The organism is Gemmobacter aquatilis (assembly GCF_900110025.1).
In the GTDB taxonomy this organism is placed as follows: domain Bacteria; phylum Pseudomonadota; class Alphaproteobacteria; order Rhodobacterales; family Rhodobacteraceae; genus Gemmobacter; species Gemmobacter aquatilis.
Genome location: NZ_FOCE01000001.1, coordinates 596,451 through 613,239 on the forward strand (window position 1 = coordinate 596,451; position 16,789 = coordinate 613,239).

A 16,789-nucleotide genomic window follows, 5' to 3' on the forward strand; every position below is an offset into this window, starting at 1 on the left:
TTCGGAGGCTGAATTGGCGATCCACCTGCACAAGAATGACCTGCCCGCCGGGCTGGACCTCGGCCCGGTGGTGGCCATTGATACCGAAACCATGGGGCTTGACCCGCGCCGCGACCGGCTGTGCGTGGTGCAACTGTCGTCGGGTGACGGCAATGCGCATCTGGTGCAGATCGCGCGCGGCCAGACCTCGGCGCCGAATCTGGAAAAACTGCTGACCGACCCCAAGGTGCTGAAGCTGTTCCATTTCGGGCGATTCGACATTGCGGCGATGAAGAAAGCCTTCGGCGTGACCACGGCCCCGGTCTGGTGCACCAAGATCGCCTCGCGGCTGATCCGCACCTTCACCGACCGGCACGGGCTGAAATATCTGTTGCAGGAACTGGTCGGCGTCGATGTCAGCAAACAGCAGCAGACCTCTGACTGGGGCTCGGCGGTGCTGACCGAGGCGCAGAAGGAATATGCGGCCTCCGACGTGCTGTATCTGCACCAGCTGATGGCGGCACTGCAGGCCCGGCTGGAGCGTGAGGGGCGGATGGAGCTGGCGCAGCGCTGCTTCGACTTCCTGCCGACGCGGGCCGAGTTGGATCTGATGGGCTGGGACGAGCCGAATGACCTGTTTCACCATTGAACCGCCGCACCTGCGCCGCCATGTCGGGCGGGCGCAGCGATGAAAGGGGCGGGCGGCATGGACAGTCATTCGCGGCTGGTGGGCTGGCTGAAGGTGGCGCTGCCGCTGACCGCGCTGGCGCTCCTGTCCACGCTCTTCCTTGTGGCCCGCAAGATCGACCCCGAGGCCGCCCTGCCCTATGCCGAGGTGGACGTGGCCGAACGCATCCGCGAGCCACGGATGACCGCCCCCACCTATGCGGGCGTGACCGAGGACGGCGCGACCCTGACCATCACCGCCGCCGAGGCGCGGCCTGATACCGGCAACGGCGCCTCTGCCGCCCAGGTGAACGGCCAGCTTGTCACCCCTGACGGCAAGCGCACCGCGCTCAGCGCGGGCGCGATGCGCAGCGATGGCACGGCAAAGCAGGTCTTGCTGCAATCGGGCGTGCAGATCGCCACCGCCACCGGCTATGAGGTGAAGACCGACGGGCTGACCGTGGCGCTGGATCGCACCAATGCCAGCAGCACCGGCCCGGTCGAAGGCTTCGGCCCCGCAGGCAAGCTGGCGGCGGACAGCTTTCAGATGACACAGGCCGCGGACACGCCCGGCCAATATCTTCTGGTTTTCAACGGCCATGTGCGCCTGATATACGTCCCCGGACAAACTCCTTGAGGCCTGTGATGCTGATCCCTTTCCGTGCCCTGCTGCTCGCGCTGGCTCTTGGCGCACCGATGACTGCGGCGGCGCAACAGCAGGCCGAAGTCGCCTTTGGCGGGCTGAAGCAGGACACCGCGCTGCCGGTCGAGGTGCAGGCCGACAAGCTGACCGTCAGCCAGACGGATGGCATGGCGATCTTCAGTGGCAATGTGCTGGTGGGTCAGGGCGACATGCGGCTGGCGGCGGCAGAGGTGCGGGTAGAATATGCGGCGGATGGCAAGGCGATTGCGAAGCTGCACGCCACCGGCGGTGTGACACTGGCCAACAAGACCGACGCCGCCGAGGCGAAAGAGGCCGTCTATACCATTGCCACCGGGACGGTGGTGATGACGGGTGATGTGCTGCTGACGCAGGGCAAAAGTGCCATTTCCGGGCAGAAACTGGTGATGGACCTCAAGGCTGGCACCGGGGTGATGGAAGGCCGGGTGTCCACCGTCTTCATGCCGGAAGGCAAGAAGTGATGGCTTTCGATTCGACCACGGCCCAGCCCTCGGGCCTGCATGTGCGCGGGCTGCGCAAAAGCTACCGGAAACGCCCGGTCATCCGCGATGTAACGCTGGATCTGAACCGGGGCGAGGTTGTGGCGCTGCTCGGCCCCAACGGATCGGGCAAGACCACCTGCTTTTATGCCATTGCCGGGCTTGTGACCCCCGAAGGCGGACAGGTGCTGATCGACGGCAAGGATGTGACCGCCCTGCCAATGTATCGCCGCGCCCGGCTGGGGGTGGGCTATCTGCCGCAGGAAATGTCGATCTTCCGGGGGCTGTCGGTCGAAGACAACATCCTCGCCGTGCTGGAAATCGCTGAAAGCGACCCGCACAAGCGGCGCGAACGGCTGGAAGAGCTGCTGTCGGATTTCTCGATCACCCATTTGCGTCGCGCCCCGGCGCTTGCCCTGTCGGGCGGCGAGCGGCGGCGAGTCGAAATCGCCCGCTGTCTGGCGGCGGAGCCGAAGTATCTGCTGCTGGATGAACCCTTCGCCGGGGTGGACCCGATCGCGGTGGGGGAAATCCGCCATCTGGTACAGGATCTGAAGTCGCGCGGGCTGGGCGTGCTGATCACCGATCACAACGTGCGCGAGACGCTGGAGATCGTGGACCGCGCCTATATCCTGCATGATGGCAAGGTTCTGATGAGCGGCACCGCCGAAGAAATCGTGAAGGACGAAACCGTCCGCCGCGTCTATCTCGGCGAGAATTTTCGTATGGCCTGAACCGGGCGTCGCCGCTTTCCGCCATACCCCCACGAAGCAGTTGACAAGACCCTCTCGCCTGCCGCCAAATGGCGGGGATGCGAGCGATAACAGACCCACACACCTCGGCCCCGATGGCAGCTTTCTGCCCTCCTCCTCTGGTGCCAAGGTCTTGGCGGACCCATATAAAAAACCATCAGCGGGTGGACCTGCGTGATGCAGGCCATGCCTTGCTGCAATCCCGAAGGAGGAGCCATGCGTTACCAGATCAGCGGAAAACAGATCGACATCGGTGAGGCGCTTCAGACCCATGTGAAGGCCGAACTGGGCGAGGTCGTTGAAAAATACGCACAGCGCCCGACAGATGCCGTCATTGTCTTTTCCCGCGTCGCGCATGAATATATCTGCGAAGCGACCATCCACCTGTCCACTGGCCTGAATGCTGCGGCCAAGGGCCATGCGTCCGAAATCTATGCCGCCTTCGAATCCTGCCGCGAGAAGATGGACAAGCAGTTGCGCCGCTACAAGCGCCGCCTGCGCGACCATCACCGTGACCGCACGGCACCGGTTGAATTCGACGGAGGTTCCTCCTATATCCTCGCCCCAACCGAGGAACCCGAGGATATTGAAGCCGACCTGAACCAGCCCATCGTCATTGCCGAGATGGAGACGAAGATTCCTTCGATCACCGTCGGCGAAGCCGTGATGCAGCTGGAACTGGGCGCGCAGAAAATGCTCGTGTTCCGCAATGAAGGCCATGGTGGGGTGAACGTCGTTTACCGTCGGGATGACGGTAACATCGGCTGGATCGACCCGCGCAACAGCAAGTGAAGCGCCTGCGGGCGCGGGGCATACGGCGATCCTGATGGAACTAGCGAAGATACTCAATCCTCAGGCCGTCAGGGTCGTCAGCCAGTTGACCAGCAAGAAGCGCCTGTTTCAGGAACTGGGCGAGATGGTGGCCGCCGCCTACAAGATCAGTGCGGCAACCGCCATCGACGGGTTGCAGGAACGCGAAAGCCTTGGCCCGACCGGGGTCGGCCATGGCATCGCCCTGCCCCATGCCCGGATCGAGGATCTGCCGGGCATCGTCGGCGTGTTCCTGCGGCTGGAAAAGCCGCTGGATTATGACAGCGTGGACCGTCAGCCGGTTGATCTGGTGTTCGGCCTGTTCGCGCCCAAGGATTCGGGCGTCGATCACCTGAAAGCGCTGGCACTGGTCAGCCGCACGATGCGCGATGCTGAGATCTGCACCAAGCTGCGCGCCAACAGCGACCCGGCAAAACTTTATGCCATCCTCACCGAAACGCGGGCGCCGCAGGCGGCCTGAGCGTCAGGCCCGCCAGCGGCCAAAGCCGTATCCCACATAGTCGCGCTGATAGGCGTCGCGCGCGGCGTCTTCCAGTTCGGCATCGCAGATCGCCAGCAGCCGGGCATCCGCCGCCAACGTCGGCCCGGGTGGGGCCACAAGGCCCAGCTCTGCCGCAAGGAAGGCCAGCCCTTCGGTCAGCCGTTCCTCGCGGATCAGCAGATCAGGGCCCTGAAACTGCGCGAACCCCTGCAATACCGCTGTCTGGCTTGCCAGCGCCGGGTCGATCTTCTGCCCGGTCTGCCCGCCCAGATAGATCTTCAGCCAGCGCAGAAAGGCCAGAAACCCCTCGCGCAGCGCCTCGGGCGGGGCGTCGGCAGGTGGCAGCGGCAGCTGATAGGCCTTGACCAGCAGGCGGCGCAGATTGAGGTCATCGCCCCCCGCCAGCACCTGCAAATAGCCCGCCCAAGCGCGCGGCAGCGGGTGGCGCAGCACGGCAAAGCTGCGATGCGCGGGGTTGGCGCGCTTCCATTGCCGCAGCGTCTTTTGCACGAAATCGGTGACAACCCCGCCCTTGCCGATCCGCCCCAGCCAAGCGCGCAGCTCGGCATCCGGCGCGCCTTTCACCGGCATGAACAACAGCCCCGCATCCGCCGCCGCCACGAAAGACGGAATTGCCGCCGTCCGCCGCGGTTCGAAATTCGGGGTGCGGGCCAGGTTGAACCGATCCAGCCGCGCCAGCGCCGCTTCCATCTCGGCCGGGTTCAGCACCTTGTCGGTGATCTCTTCGGGGTTCTGCTTTTTCAGCTTTGGGTCCACCGCATCCAGCCGCCCCGCCACCCCCAGCCATGCCGCAAGGCCATTCAACACGCCCAGATCCTGCAGATCTTCGTAATCAATATAGAAGGCCGTCTGCCCACTGCATTGCAGGCTGTTCATCAGCAGGATCTGAAACTCTTGCAGCCCCGTCAGATGCGCCTCGAATTCCGGCGCGTTGAACGGCACCCGCGCGGTTTTCAGCTTGCTGGCATTGGTCAGCCGCCATTGCCCGGTATCCTGCGCGATCTTCAGGCTGACATAGCTTTCCACCGGGTTGCGCGTCAGGATGATCTTGGCGCAAGCGGGGTCGGCCAGCACCGCGGCAATCACCCGCGCATCATGGTCGTGGAACAACCGGAAGCCCGCCAAGCCATCGGTCTGCGCCCGCAGCGCCGCCAGCATCGCGTGCGGATCGGCATCGCGCGCCGCCATGTCGATGTCAAACAGGCTGAAATTGTCTTTCTTTCCAATGAAATGCGGGTTGAACACCTCGCCATGGCACATCACGCCCGGCAGCAGGTTCAAATTCGCCTCCAGAAAGTTGGAGCCGGTGCGCATTTCCGCGAACATCACGAAGGACGTGAACTTGCCTGCCAAACTACTTCACCAGATAGGGGCGGCCACGCCGCGTGTTGCCGGGGCGCGGATCGTCGCCCGCCGGGAAATCGCCCATCAGAACCGGCTGCATCCCCTGATTGCGCAGGTTCTGCAGGAACTGGCCAAAGCCGGTCAGATCCGCCATGCGCGGCGCCTCGGTCAGGCGGCGGGGGGCGCGGGGCCCGATCTCGTCGATGATGCTTTGCAGCGGCTCCATCGGGTTTTCGACGAAATCCGCCAGCGTCCAGATCCGCACCCGCGCCTTCACATGCAGCCCGCGCAACACCGCCAGATGCTGCGATTCGATCTTTTGCAGCAGCGCAGCCTCGCGCCGGATGTCGCTGAAATTGCGGTTGGAATGGAACAGCGGCACCGCCCAGGCACCCGAGATCACCGAGATCTGCGCATGGGGATCGCGCGACAGGAATTCGGAAATCTTCTGCTCGTCCGCCGGGCCAAACTGGAAACACTGCCGTTCGCCCCGGGTGTTCCAGATCAGGTTCACCAGAAAACTGCGCGGGTTGTAATCGCGCAGCATCGCGCTGTCGCCCATCGAACCATTATAGACCGTCTCGCCCCCGGAAAAGCGCACGCGGTCTGGTGCAAACAGATGGCCATGCACCCGCACCCCCGCCACCTTACCCAGCCAGGTTTCGAAATTCTCGAACAGCTCCGCAAAGCCCTCGAACACCGAATAGGGCGCGGCGGTCATGCCGTTTTCCCAATCCTGATTGGGGAAGCGGCTTTGCATATAGAGGCCCGCCCGCCCCTTCGTCCGCCGCTCCACCGCTTTGGCGAACAGCCGGTCGATCTTGCCGGGATTGGGCTCTGCCACCGCCTGCGCGCCGGGATCTTCGGTCAGGAACGCGCGATACAGCTTGTCCGCCTGCGGCCAGATCTTGCGCGCCACGAAGCAATCCGATTTGCGCAGCAATTGCAGGTGATCATCGTAAAAGATATGCGGCTTGCCTTGGAAATCGAACTTGGACAGGGTCAGCGACCGGCTTTCCACATTGCCCGACACCTGCCGCACCAGCGTTTGAAAATAGCTTTCATCCGGGATCCAGACGCGCTGGAAGTACCGCTCATAGCTCTCCCGCTCCGGGTCTTCCAGAATCGCGCTCAGTGTCTGCCGGGTCAGGCACCACCACTGGCTGCCCAGATGCGGCACCAGCCCCGGCGGGATGCGCCGCTTGAAGCCCAGCCGCCGTTGCAGCCGCACATAGCCATCGAACAGCCGCCGGTTCTTGCGCCACGAAAACGGAAAGCGCAGCGTGAACCGTTCGATGTTCAACCCGCCCACCGTCCAGCCGACATCCTCGGTCGTGACGCTTTCGATGAAATCGGTCTTGGGCCGCTCGTCCAGATAGGCCACCAGTTCCGATACCGGGCGCAGCGGCAGGCAGGAGCCGGAGGCGAGATAGACATGCCGAACCCCCGGAAATTCACGCAACATCAGGCCCGCCGCCGCCTGCGTCGCCGCCACCAACCCCCAGGTGCCCCATTCGCAGGCATGGCGGGACGAAAAGCGCACGTCAGGCACATCGGCCAGATCGCGCATCAGCTTGCGCACCGTCTTGCCCTTCACCCGCTTGTCCACATGGATGACCACCGGGCAGCCATGCCCGGCCCAGTGACGCGCCACCTGCGCGGCGCGGTCGAAGGCCGTATGGCAGAGCATGACAAAGCCGACGCTCACCTCTGCCCCCTCATGCCCAGTTGCCCTTCGACATCAGCCCGAGAATCTCCAGCTGGCGCCAGTTGATGTATTTCTCGCTCCACTTGCACCACAGGTCGGGGCTGTCGTCCATCGCGGCCTTGTAGGCACGGTACTCGTGGCTGTTGGCATAGTGCTGCTGGCGGGCCATCTCCTCATCCGCCTTCACCGCGAAAGTGTCGAGGAACTTGGCATGCAGCAGGCAGCCGCTGGCCTTTTCGCCGCCCCATTCGTCATAGACGAGGTTCAGGCCGCGTGGCAGCAGCATATGGGTGGAACTGACATAAGCGTAATCGCGGTGCCATTTCACCAGCGGGATCTTGTTCAGCGCCGGGGCGCGTTCGGGCGCATCGGCAAAGAAGGTCCGTGCCCGCGGCCCGCCTTGAATCCACAGGTTGCCATAGGCACGGTTTTTCGAGATGACGTAGTTGCCGCTGTCGAACCATTTGGCGATCTCGAACGGGTCTTGCCCGGTGCGGTAGGGCTGCGCCCCGATCGGCCCTTTGGGATACATGTCCAGGATCATCGCCGAAAAGGACTTGATCGAACTGGCATCCAGCCAGTCGGTCAGCGCGCGCAACGGCCGGGTGTCGCAGAACGGGTAGATGAAGAATTCATCCGGGTCTACCACCAGCGTCCAATGGCCATGCCCATAGCGCATCTGCAACCAGTTCAGCCAATCCACCCCGAAGCGCGACCGTTTATAGCTGTGATCCGTGGTCCAGAGAGAGACATCCGGCTGTTCCGCCAGATACTCGCGTGACCCGTCATCGCTGCCATTGTCTACGATCAGGAAATGATTGATGCCCAATTCGCGGTAATAGCGCAGGAAATACGGCAGGCGGACCAGTTCGTTGCGCAGGGTCGAAAACAGCAACAGGCTATCGGGCCGGATCGCCGCCACGCGGCTGACAACAGGTCGCAGCTCGCGCCGCTTGCGCATGGCACGGATGCGCCAGCGTTTGCGCGCCAGCCGAAGCCGGTATGTCGTCAGGATACTCAAGCCCTGCTATACTCCGAACCTGCCATATTGCGCCGTCTACCAGACGGAGCTTAAGACCGTATTGAAATGCGTCTCCCAATCGGGCGGATTCCACCCCCCCGCCGCGCCTCTCCTCCTTTGCGCAACTGGCTGCCGAGTAACCTGCAGCATTGTTTCCAGCCAAGAATAACTATCTGTCGCATCTAGGTAAACCGGGTAGTCGCCCATAACCTCGCGGATGACGGGCAGCGGGTTGGCAAAGACTGGCACGCCCAGCGCCGCCGCCTCGGCCGGGGGCAGGCCGAACCCTTCGGCCAGGCTAGGGAACAGCAGGGCCTCTGCCCCTTGGATCAGCGTCACCAAAGCGCCATCGCCCAACCCCGGCGCCTCGACCACCTGTTCGGGGCGCGCATCCAGCCTGCGGAACACGGCTTCGTTGCACCAGCCCCGGCCACCCGCAATCACCAGTTGCGGCATCTGGTCGCGGGGCAGATGTATGGCCAGCGCCTGCCACAGATCCAGCAGCAGGGCATGATTCTTGCGCGGCTCGATGGTGCCTACCGCTACGAAATAAGGGCGCGTTCGGTCCAGCCCCGGCAGATCCAGCGGCGCGGGCGCCGCAACCGGCACGCCCAGCGCTGCCACGCGGCCCGGTGGCACCCGCCCGAATCGCAAGAACTGCGCCTCGGTCCGGTTGCGGGCCTCTTGGGTGGAGTGAATCACCAGATCGGCCCGCCGCGCCACCGCCGCCATCTTGCGTCCGAACACCTCGGGGATACCGGGGCGGGTGAACTCCGGGTGGTCCAGCGGGATCACGTCATGCACCAGCACCGCCACCCGAACTCCCGCCCCCTGAAATGCCGCCAGAAGCCCATCGGTCAGATTGGCATGGCCGACATTGAAATAGCGCGTGCCTACAGGCAGGCGCCGCAACAGCCGCCCCACCGCCCAGACCGGCGCCCATGCCAGCGCCCGGCGCCGCACCTGCGCCTCGGCATCGGCGCGCAGCGGGTCGCCCCGCCGCAGCCGCCGCGCCAGCCAGCCCGCAGGCGCCACCGTCACCTGCCCGCGCGCCACCGCCGCCACCCAGGCCGCCCCCGCCGCATCCAGCAGCGCAAATCCGCCCACGCCGCGCACCAATGCAAAAAGGGGGGCGCCCTCGCAGGCGTCCCCCTTCAGAAATCGGTCCAGATAGGCCAGCTCCACCCGGTCAACGCCGGTCAGCGCCCCCCGTCCCAGACGCGACACAAGGCGCGTCAGGTCCAGCAGACGCGGCGGCGCCACGGATTACTGCGCGGCCTTCTGCTGGGCGATGGTCTCGTGCAGATAGGCCGAGAATTCATCGCGCAGGTCCGGGCGGGCCATGCCGAAGGCCACCGTGGCCTGCAGGAACCCGGCTTTCGAGCCGCAATCGTAGCGCTGGCCGCGGAAGCGATAGCCATAGACGCCAGTGCCGCCTTCGCCGATTTCCTCGGCGATGGCATCGGTCAACTGAATCTCGCCACCCGCGCCCTGACGCATCTTGTTCAGGTTCACCATCACCTTCGGCGACAGGATATAACGCCCGATCACCGCAAGGTTCGATGGCGCGTCTTCCGCCTTGGGCTTTTCAACCATACCCTTGGCCTTCACGATGGCGCCCATGTCTTCCTCGACATCCAGCACGCCATAAGACGAAGCCTTGGACGGCGGCACTTCCATCGTGGCCACCATATTGCCGCCGGTCTGTTCGTAGGCTTCGACCATCTGGGCCAGACAGGGCTTTTCTGCGGCGATCACATCATCGGGCAGCAACACGGCGAAGGGCTCGTTGCCGATCAGACGACGCGCGCACCACACCGCGTGGCCCAGCCCCATCGCGCGATTCTGGCGGACATAGGCGATGGCGCCCGAATCCATGTTGGTATCCTTCAGGATCTCCAGCAGGTCGGTCTTGCCCGCGCGGCGCAGGTTGCTTTCCAGCTCCGGCGCGTGATCAAAGTAATCTTCCAGCGCGGATTTGCCGCGCGACGTCACGAAGATGAATTCCTTGATCCCGGCAGCCCGCGCCTCGTCGATCGCGTACTGGATCAGCGGGCGGTCCACCAACGTCATGATTTCCTTGGGAATGGACTTGGTGGCAGGCAGGAACCGCGTCCCCATCCCTGCAACCGGGAAGACCGCCTTGGTGACCTTCTTCATTTTCATGTGCTCGCTCGAATCTTTTTACCGCGTTGCGACACCCCATTTCGGGGGTTTCAGGACAAACTACCTCAATCTGATCCGGTATTCAGCGAAAAAGGTGAAAACCGCAAAAATTGATCGTGTCTGGTGCCCCAAATACAAGCAAGCAATATCCTTTTGGCGGGGGTAGCTCAAGCAGAGCCGCCAACCTCCGGCCCGGATAGGCGCAGCTTTGCCCATCGCGCGCTTTCCTTGCCGAGGCAGGCCGCGAACGTGCGCAGGGCAAAGGCCGGTTCAGCCCGGTCTGCGGCACCGAAAATCCCGCCGACTTGTTCCCAATAGCCATCCGGGTGAAAGCGGTGGCGGTGGCGCAGTGCCGTCGGGCTGAACCGGAACAGCGTGACCACCGCACCGTCTGCCACCGCCTGCCGCGCCACACGCGCCAGCCGCCCGGCCTGCCAGACACGTCCGGCCAGCACCTGATGTGGCCGCACGGTCAGGGGCAGGGGCTGGAACGTCCTGTCCACCCGCGACAGCGGCACCAGATCGGGCAGTGCCCGCGCCATCCCGTCGCGCCAGCCCGCCTCCAGCCCGGCCAGCAGTCGCCTCACCTCGCCCGGCTCGATCCGGCCTTCGACCATCAGCCGCAGCAGCCGCGCCCGCTGTTCGCCGCGCAGCCGCGCCAGACCGGCAGCGGCAGCCCCCGGCGCGTGGCGACGCAGGAAAACGGCAGTCGAGGCGGCGATCTCTTGCAGCGTCAGTGGCACCCGGTCTGCCCGGCGCCGGGCGCTGGCGGCAAAACCATGATGCACCTGTGCATCCGCCACGACTGCCGTCAGCCCCTGCCCCACCAGCCGCAGGTTCACATCGGCCTCGTCCAGATAGAAGTGCAGCGCGGGGTCAAATCCTCCCGCCGCAAGCAGCATGTCCCGGCGAAAGGCGCAATTCGTGCCCTGCGTCTTGACCGCGCGCCCCGGCCTGCCCGCATGAAGGCTGACCCCTTCCGGTACCGCCAGCGGATGATCCTGCGCCAGCGCATCCACCTCGGATGCCAGCCACTGAAACGAAAAGCCGTTGCGCCCGCGCACGAATCCGGTAGCGGCGATCACCCGTGCATCGGCAAAGGGGGCCAGCAACCGCGCGGCCCATGTCGGTTCGGGCACCGCGTCGTCATCCAGAAACAGCACCACCTCGCCCGCCGCCACCTGCAGACCCAGATTGCGCGCGGCGGAAATGTTGGGGGTATCGAAGGGTACGATCTTCGCGGGTTGCCCCGCCACGGCGGCACAGCCCGCCGGATCTGCCACGATCACCAGTTCCAGCGCCGGATAATCCAGTTGCCGCACCGCCGTCACCGCCCGCCGCAAGGCTTCGGGACGGTGGCGGCTGACGATGATCAGACTGGCGGGAATCGGGGGGGCGGGCAGCGGGGTCATCCCGCCGCCCCACCCTGCGCCGCAAGGCTGCGGCGCATCTCTGTCACTTCTTCAGGTCCACGCCGGGGGCGTAGGCGATGAAGAACGGGTTGTCCCAACCCGATTTGCCATAGGCCAGCGGCGTGTGATCGTCGAACCGCACCACATGACCGCCGGCGCCGCGCAGCACCGCATCGCCCGCCGCCGTATCCCATTCCATCGTACGACCCAGACGCGGATACAGATCCGCCTCGCCCGTGGCCACCAGACAGAATTTCAGGCTGCTGCCAGCCGATTTCATGTCCTTCACCGCATATTTGCCGATGTAATCGTCCGTCGCCTGATCGCGGTGGCTTTTCGACGCCACGACCATCAGCGCGCCATTGTCCGGCGTGCTGACGCCGATCGGGCTGCGCGGTCCGGGCATCGCCTTGTCCAGCGCGCCAGTTTCTTCCACCGACGAGCCGTCTTCCAGCGTGTAGAACAGCCGCCCCTGCGCCGGGGCATAGACGACACCGCGCAGCGGCACGCCATCCTGCACATAGGCGATGTTCACCGTGAAATCGCCGCGGCGCTGGATGAATTCTTTCGTGCCGTCCAGCGGATCGACGATCAGAAAGGTCTGTGCGCTCAGCCCGTGGCTGGCCGCCTGTTCTTCGGTGATCAGCGTCACCTCCGGGAATTCGGCCCGCAGCCCGGCAGAGATCAGCGCATCCGCCGCCTCGTCCGCCTCGGTCACCGGGCTGGCATCGCTTTTGGCCTTCACCTCGAATTCCGGCGAATTGTAGATTTCCATGATCCGGTCCCCGGCTTCGAGGGCAAGGCGGCGCATGACAGGAACGAGGCGGGCAAAATCCATTCAGGAAGGCTCCGGGGGGCGGCACAAGGCCGCGCGGTTGCAAATTTTTCAAGACATCTTATCATCGCTCGTCAAGGGATCGGCAAGACATCCCGCGCAGAATGGCGCATCGCCGCCAAAGAGGTCCGCAGCATGTTCAGCGCCGAACGATCCCGATCCCGCGCCAGTTCCGCCTTCGGGCTGCTGGCGCTGATCTTCCATGCCTCGGTCCGCAATATCCGCAAGGGTCATGGCAATGCCATGCTTGGGCTGGTGATGAACGTGGTCCAGACCCTGATCCTCGTCGCGGTGTTCTGGGTCATCTCGCATATCTTCGGCCAGCGCGGGCAGATCCGGGGCGACCCGATCCTGTTCGTGATGTCGGGCATCTTCATGTTCATGACCCATTCCAAGACGATGGGCGCGGTGTCGGGGGCCGAAGGGCCAACCTCTTCGATGATGCTGCACGCGCCGATGAACACCATCATCGCCATTGCCGCAGCGGCGCTCAGCACCCTTTACATCCAGATCCTGTCGATCTGCTTCGTGCTGTTCTTCTACCACGCCATCGTTTCACCCATCACCATACACGAGCCGGTGGGGGCCTTGGCCATGCTGCTCGTCTCCTGGGCCAGCGGCATCGGCATCGGCATGATCTTCCTGGCCGCCAAACCCTGGTCACCCGACCTGATCGGCATCATCGTCAAGGTCTACATGCGCGCCAACATGATCGCCTCGGGCAAGATGTTCGTCGCCAACAACACCCCCAGCCGCATCCTGCAATGGTTCGACTGGAATCCGCTGTTCCACACCATCGACCAAGGGCGCGGGTTCATCTTCCTGAACTACAACCCGCATAACAGCTCGATCAGCTATCCGGTCTGGATCGCGGCGGCGACCATCGTGCTGGGACTGATGGGGGAATTCTTCACCCGCAAGCACATTTCCGCCAGCTGGAGCGCGCGCGGCTAAGCCTGAGGCGGGCCTTTTCGTCGGCAATTCGGGCTCTGCGGACGCAATCGGAAAAAAAGCCGATAATCCGCGTCATGTCACAGCCGCGTGACGCTTGCAGGCTCGAAACCTGCTGCCTATATACGCCCAGAAGCCGGATCGGGGCAGGCCGCCCCGGCCGCTCAACTGGGATCGGGGTCAGAGGCCTGTTGAGGCTCTGCCCCCATAACATCGCCGCAAGAAGAGGTAGCATATCATGGCCAAAGTCATCGGGATCGACCTCGGGACCACGAACTCCTGCGTCGCCATCATGGACGGATCGCAGCCGCGCGTCATCGAAAACTCCGAAGGTGCCCGCACCACCCCCTCCATCGTCGGTTTCACCGAAACCGAACGTCTGGTCGGTCAGGCCGCCAAACGGCAGGCCGTCACCAACCCGGCAAACACTGTTTTCGCAGTGAAGCGTCTGATCGGCCGCCGCGCCGATGATGCGCATATCGCCAAGGACAAGAAGAACCTGCCCTATGCCGTCGTGAATGGCGGGAACGGCGACGCCTGGGTCGAAGTGCGCGGCGAGAAATATTCGCCCTCGCAAGTGTCTGCGATGATCCTTCAGAAGATGAAGGAAACCGCCGAGGCCTATCTGGGCGAAACCGTCACTCAGGCCGTGATCACCGTTCCGGCCTATTTCAACGACGCCCAGCGTCAGGCCACCAAGGACGCGGGCAAGATCGCCGGTCTGGACGTGCTGCGCATCATCAACGAGCCGACGGCCGCTGCTCTGGCCTACGGGCTCGACAAGAAAGACACCAAGACCATCGCCGTCTACGACCTCGGCGGCGGCACCTTCGACATCACCATCCTTGAAATCGACGATGGCCTGTTCGAAGTGAAATCGACCAACGGCGACACCTTCCTCGGTGGCGAAGACTTCGACATGCGCATCGTCAACTACCTGGCTGACGAGTTCAAGAAAGAGCATGGCGTTGACCTGACGCAGGACAAGATGGCCCTGCAGCGCCTGAAGGAAGCCGCTGAAAAGGCCAAGATTGAGCTGTCGTCCAGCCAGCAGACCGAGATCAACCAGCCGTTCATCTCGATGGACCGCAACTCGGGCACGCCGCTGCACCTTGTGATGAAGCTGACCCGCGCCAAGCTGGAAAGCCTTGTCGGCGATCTGATCAAGGCCTCGATCAAGCCCTGCCAGGCCGCGCTGAAAGACGCAGGCCTGACCACCGCCGATATCGACGAGGTGGTTCTGGTCGGCGGGATGACCCGGATGCCGCGCGTGATCGAGGAAGTGACCAAGTTCTTCGGCAAGGAACCCCACAAGGGCGTGAACCCGGATGAGGTCGTGGCGCTTGGCGCCGCCATTCAGGCTGGCGTGCTGCAAGGCGACGTGAAGGATGTGGTCCTGCTTGACGTGACCCCGCTGTCGCTGGGCATCGAAACGCTGGGCGGTGTGTTCACCCGCCTGATCGACCGCAACACCACGATCCCGACCAAGAAGTCTCAGGTCTTCTCGACCGCCGAAGACAACCAGAACGCCGTGACGATCCGGGTGTTCCAGGGCGAGCGCGAAATGGCGGCGGACAACAAGATCCTCGGCCAGTTCAATCTGGAAGACATCCCGCCCGCCCCGCGCGGCATGCCGCAGATCGAGGTGACCTTCGACATCGACGCCAACGGCATCGTGTCGGTGTCCGCGAAAGACAAGGGCACTGGCCGGTCGCAGAACATCACGATCCAGGCGTCGGGCGGTCTGTCCGATGACGAGATCGAAAAGATGGTCCGCGACGCCGAGGCCAATGCCGAAGCCGACAAGAAGCGCAAGGAACTGGTGGAAGCCCGCAACCAGGCCGAAGGCCTGCTGCACTCGACCAAGAAATCGCTGGATGAACATGGCGACAAGGTGGATCCGTCCACCGTCGAAGTGATCGAACTGGCGATGGGCGCGCTTGAGGAAACCCTCAAGACGGAAGACGCAGGCAAGATCAAGGGTGGCATCCACAACCTGACGGAAGCCGCGATGAAGCTTGGCGAAGCGATCTACAAGGCGCAGGCGGCAGAATCCGAAGGCGCACCGGAAGATGGCCCCCGCTCGGTCGATGATGACATTGTGGACGCCGATTTCGAAGACCTCGGCGAAAACAAGCGGAAGTAAGACCGCGGACAACGGAAAGGGGGCGGTCCGGCAACGGGCCGCCCCTCTCCGGTTCCGAAGGGGAGTTGATCCATGGCGAAACGCGACTATTACGAGGTGCTCGGCGCAGCGCGCGGGGCTTCGGCGGACGAGCTGAAGAAGGCTTACCGCACCAAGGCCAAAGAGCTGCACCCCGACCGCAACTCCGACAATCCGGATGCCGAGGCGCAGTTCAAGGAAGTGAACGAGGCCTATGACGTTCTGAAGGACGCCGAAAAGAAGGCGGCCTATGACCGTTACGGCCATGCGGCCTTTGAAGGCGGCATGGGCGGCGGTGGCCCGCGCGGCGGGTTCAACGGCGGCGGCAATGGCGATTTCGCCTCGGCTTTCTCGGATGTGTTCGAGGATCTGTTCGGCGATTTCATGGGCGGCGGGCGCGGGGGCCCGGGCGGCGGGCGCACGCGGGCGCAGCGCGGATCGGATCTGCGCTACAACCTGCGGGTCTCGCTGGAAGAAGCCTTCAAGGGCGTGCAGAAAACCATCAACGTGCCGGCCTCCACCGCCTGTGACTCCTGTCACGGCACCGGCGCCGAAGGCGGGGCCGAGCCTGTCACCTGCCCGACCTGTTCGGGTCTGGGCAAAGTGCGGGCGCAGCAGGGCTTCTTCACGGTGGAACGCACCTGCCCCACCTGCAACGGCATCGGCCAGATGGTGAAAAACCCCTGCCGCGCCTGTGGCGGCGCAGGCCGGATCGAGAAGGAACGCGCGCTGTCTGTCAACATCCCGGCAGGGGTGGAAACCGGCACGCGCATCCGGCTGGCCGGTGAAGGCGAGGCAGGTCTGCGCGGCGGCCCGACCGGGGATCTGTACATCTTCATCGAGGTGAAAGAACACCCGATCTTCCAGCGCGACGGCGTGCATCTGTTCTTCCGCGTGCCGGTGCCGATGGCCACCGCCGCGATGGGGGGCGAGGTCGAGGTGCCCACCATCGACGGCGGACGCAGCCGCGTGAAGGTGCCCGCAGGCAGCCAGACCGGCAAGCAGATGCGGCTGCGCGGCAAGGGCATGCCCGCGCTGCGCGGCGGCGGGGCGGGCGATCTGCTGATCGAGCTGGTGGTGGAAACCCCGGTGAACCTGACCGCCCGGCAGAAAGAGCTGCTGCGCGAGTTCGAGAAACTGTCGGAAGAAAACAACCCGGAAGCCTCGTCCTTCTTCTCGAAGGTCAAGAGTTTCTGGGACGGCAAGAAGATGTGACAGGGCGCCTTCGGGCGCCCTTTTTCTGCGAAAAAGGGTGGGGGCTTTGCCCCCGTCGCCTGTGGCGACTCCCCCAGGATAT

At 64.1% G+C, this 16,789-nt stretch carries 16 protein-coding genes; 9 read left to right on the forward strand and 7 right to left on the reverse strand.

Going from position 1 to position 16,789, the window contains the following annotated elements; all coding sequences use genetic code 11:
- Window positions 1-13: 13 nt before the first annotated feature.
- The 6 genes from BMX43_RS03000 (at window position 14) to BMX43_RS03025 (ending at window position 3,849) form a co-directional block, all read left to right on the forward strand.
- Window positions 14-628 carry a ribonuclease D gene (locus BMX43_RS03000; RefSeq protein WP_091296511.1) on the forward strand — a complete coding sequence of 205 codons (615 nt, stop codon included), beginning with the start codon at window positions 14-16 and terminating at the stop codon, window positions 626-628.
- Between the two features lie 57 nt (window positions 629-685).
- Window positions 686-1,282 carry a hypothetical protein gene (locus tag BMX43_RS03005; RefSeq protein ID WP_245749351.1) on the forward strand — a complete coding sequence of 199 codons (597 nt, stop codon included), beginning with the start codon at window positions 686-688 and terminating at the stop codon, window positions 1,280-1,282.
- A gap of 8 nt (window positions 1,283-1,290) precedes the next feature.
- Window positions 1,291-1,788, forward strand: a complete 498-nt coding sequence (lptA, locus tag BMX43_RS03010) for a lipopolysaccharide transport periplasmic protein LptA (RefSeq protein ID WP_091296518.1) — start codon at window positions 1,291-1,293, stop codon at window positions 1,786-1,788.
- A complete protein-coding gene (gene lptB, locus BMX43_RS03015; protein WP_091296521.1) occupies window positions 1,788-2,540 on the forward strand; it encodes an LPS export ABC transporter ATP-binding protein in 753 nt (250 codons plus the stop codon). The genes lptA and lptB overlap by 1 nt, the downstream gene beginning before the upstream one ends.
- 234 nt (window positions 2,541-2,774) lie before the next feature.
- Complete coding sequence (hpf, locus tag BMX43_RS03020; RefSeq protein ID WP_091296524.1) at window positions 2,775-3,350, forward strand: ribosome hibernation-promoting factor, HPF/YfiA family; 576 nt, start codon at window positions 2,775-2,777, stop codon at window positions 3,348-3,350.
- 34 nt (window positions 3,351-3,384) lie between these two features.
- A complete protein-coding gene (locus tag BMX43_RS03025; protein ID WP_091296528.1) occupies window positions 3,385-3,849 on the forward strand; it encodes a PTS sugar transporter subunit IIA in 465 nt (154 codons plus the stop codon).
- A 3-nt stretch (window positions 3,850-3,852) separates the two neighbouring features.
- Here the strand turns inward: BMX43_RS03025 and BMX43_RS03030 are convergent, their stop codons facing one another.
- The 7 genes from BMX43_RS03030 to cysQ form a co-directional block, all read right to left on the reverse strand.
- Window positions 3,853-5,244, reverse strand: a complete 1,392-nt coding sequence (locus BMX43_RS03030; RefSeq protein ID WP_091296532.1) for a nodulation protein NodH — start codon at window positions 5,242-5,244, stop codon at window positions 3,853-3,855.
- Window position 5,245: 1 nt separating this feature from the next.
- On the reverse strand, window positions 5,246-6,943 hold the full coding sequence (locus BMX43_RS03035; protein ID WP_091296536.1) for a DUF5927 domain-containing protein: 1,698 nt from the start codon (window positions 6,941-6,943) through the stop codon (window positions 5,246-5,248).
- Window positions 6,944-6,953: 10 nt separating this feature from the next.
- Window positions 6,954-7,904 carry a glycosyltransferase family 2 protein gene (locus tag BMX43_RS03040; protein ID WP_091296540.1) on the reverse strand — a complete coding sequence of 317 codons (951 nt, stop codon included), beginning with the start codon at window positions 7,902-7,904 and terminating at the stop codon, window positions 6,954-6,956.
- A gap of 96 nt (window positions 7,905-8,000) precedes the next feature.
- Window positions 8,001-9,227: a glycosyltransferase family 4 protein gene (locus BMX43_RS03045; RefSeq protein WP_091296543.1), complete on the reverse strand. Its 1,227-nt coding sequence runs from the start codon at window positions 9,225-9,227 to the stop codon at window positions 8,001-8,003.
- Window positions 9,228-9,230: 3 nt separating this feature from the next.
- Window positions 9,231-10,130 (reverse strand): UTP--glucose-1-phosphate uridylyltransferase GalU, encoded by a 900-nt coding sequence (gene galU, locus BMX43_RS03050; RefSeq protein WP_091296545.1) that lies wholly within the window; start codon window positions 10,128-10,130, stop codon window positions 9,231-9,233.
- A 167-nt stretch (window positions 10,131-10,297) separates the two neighbouring features.
- Entirely contained in the window at window positions 10,298-11,542 is a 1,245-nt protein-coding gene (locus BMX43_RS03055) for a glycosyltransferase family 2 protein (protein WP_091296548.1), read from the reverse strand.
- Window positions 11,543-11,585: 43 nt separating this feature from the next.
- Window positions 11,586-12,380 carry a 3'(2'),5'-bisphosphate nucleotidase CysQ gene (gene cysQ, locus BMX43_RS03060; RefSeq protein WP_091296551.1) on the reverse strand — a complete coding sequence of 265 codons (795 nt, stop codon included), beginning with the start codon at window positions 12,378-12,380 and terminating at the stop codon, window positions 11,586-11,588.
- 132 nt (window positions 12,381-12,512) lie between these two features.
- On the opposite strand from cysQ, the gene BMX43_RS03065 reads away from it, so the two are divergent.
- From BMX43_RS03065 to dnaJ, 3 genes are all read left to right on the forward strand, one after another.
- Window positions 12,513-13,331 carry an ABC transporter permease gene (locus tag BMX43_RS03065; protein WP_091296553.1) on the forward strand — a complete coding sequence of 273 codons (819 nt, stop codon included), beginning with the start codon at window positions 12,513-12,515 and terminating at the stop codon, window positions 13,329-13,331.
- A gap of 235 nt (window positions 13,332-13,566) precedes the next feature.
- Complete coding sequence (dnaK, locus tag BMX43_RS03070) at window positions 13,567-15,474, forward strand: molecular chaperone DnaK (protein ID WP_091296555.1); 1,908 nt, start codon at window positions 13,567-13,569, stop codon at window positions 15,472-15,474.
- Between the two features lie 72 nt (window positions 15,475-15,546).
- Window positions 15,547-16,707 (forward strand): molecular chaperone DnaJ, encoded by a 1,161-nt coding sequence (gene dnaJ / locus BMX43_RS03075; protein ID WP_091296556.1) that lies wholly within the window; start codon window positions 15,547-15,549, stop codon window positions 16,705-16,707.
- Window positions 16,708-16,789 lie beyond the last annotated feature (82 nt).

Bases quoted from the DNA above. Each gene is read 5' to 3' on its own strand.
- BMX43_RS03005 (WP_245749351.1), top strand. From the start codon at position 686: ATGGACAGTCATTCGCGGCTGGTGGGCTGGCTGAAGGTGGCGCTGCCG.
- lptA (WP_091296518.1), top strand. From the start codon at position 1,291: ATGCTGATCCCTTTCCGTGCCCTGCTGCTCGCGCTGGCTCTTGGCGCA.
- lptB (WP_091296521.1), top strand. From the start codon at position 1,788: ATGGCTTTCGATTCGACCACGGCCCAGCCCTCGGGCCTGCATGTGCGC.
- hpf (WP_091296524.1), top strand. From the start codon at position 2,775: ATGCGTTACCAGATCAGCGGAAAACAGATCGACATCGGTGAGGCGCTT.
- BMX43_RS03025 (WP_091296528.1), top strand. From the start codon at position 3,385: ATGGAACTAGCGAAGATACTCAATCCTCAGGCCGTCAGGGTCGTCAGC.
- BMX43_RS03040 (WP_091296540.1), bottom strand. From the start codon at position 7,904: ATGCGCAAGCGGCGCGAGCTGCGACCTGTTGTCAGCCGCGTGGCGGCG.
- galU (WP_091296545.1), bottom strand. From the start codon at position 10,130: ATGAAAATGAAGAAGGTCACCAAGGCGGTCTTCCCGGTTGCAGGGATG.
- BMX43_RS03055 (WP_091296548.1), bottom strand. From the start codon at position 11,542: ATGACCCCGCTGCCCGCCCCCCCGATTCCCGCCAGTCTGATCATCGTC.
- cysQ (WP_091296551.1), bottom strand. From the start codon at position 12,380: ATGGATTTTGCCCGCCTCGTTCCTGTCATGCGCCGCCTTGCCCTCGAA.
- BMX43_RS03065 (WP_091296553.1), top strand. From the start codon at position 12,513: ATGTTCAGCGCCGAACGATCCCGATCCCGCGCCAGTTCCGCCTTCGGG.
- dnaK (WP_091296555.1), top strand. From the start codon at position 13,567: ATGGCCAAAGTCATCGGGATCGACCTCGGGACCACGAACTCCTGCGTC.
- dnaJ (WP_091296556.1), top strand. From the start codon at position 15,547: ATGGCGAAACGCGACTATTACGAGGTGCTCGGCGCAGCGCGCGGGGCT.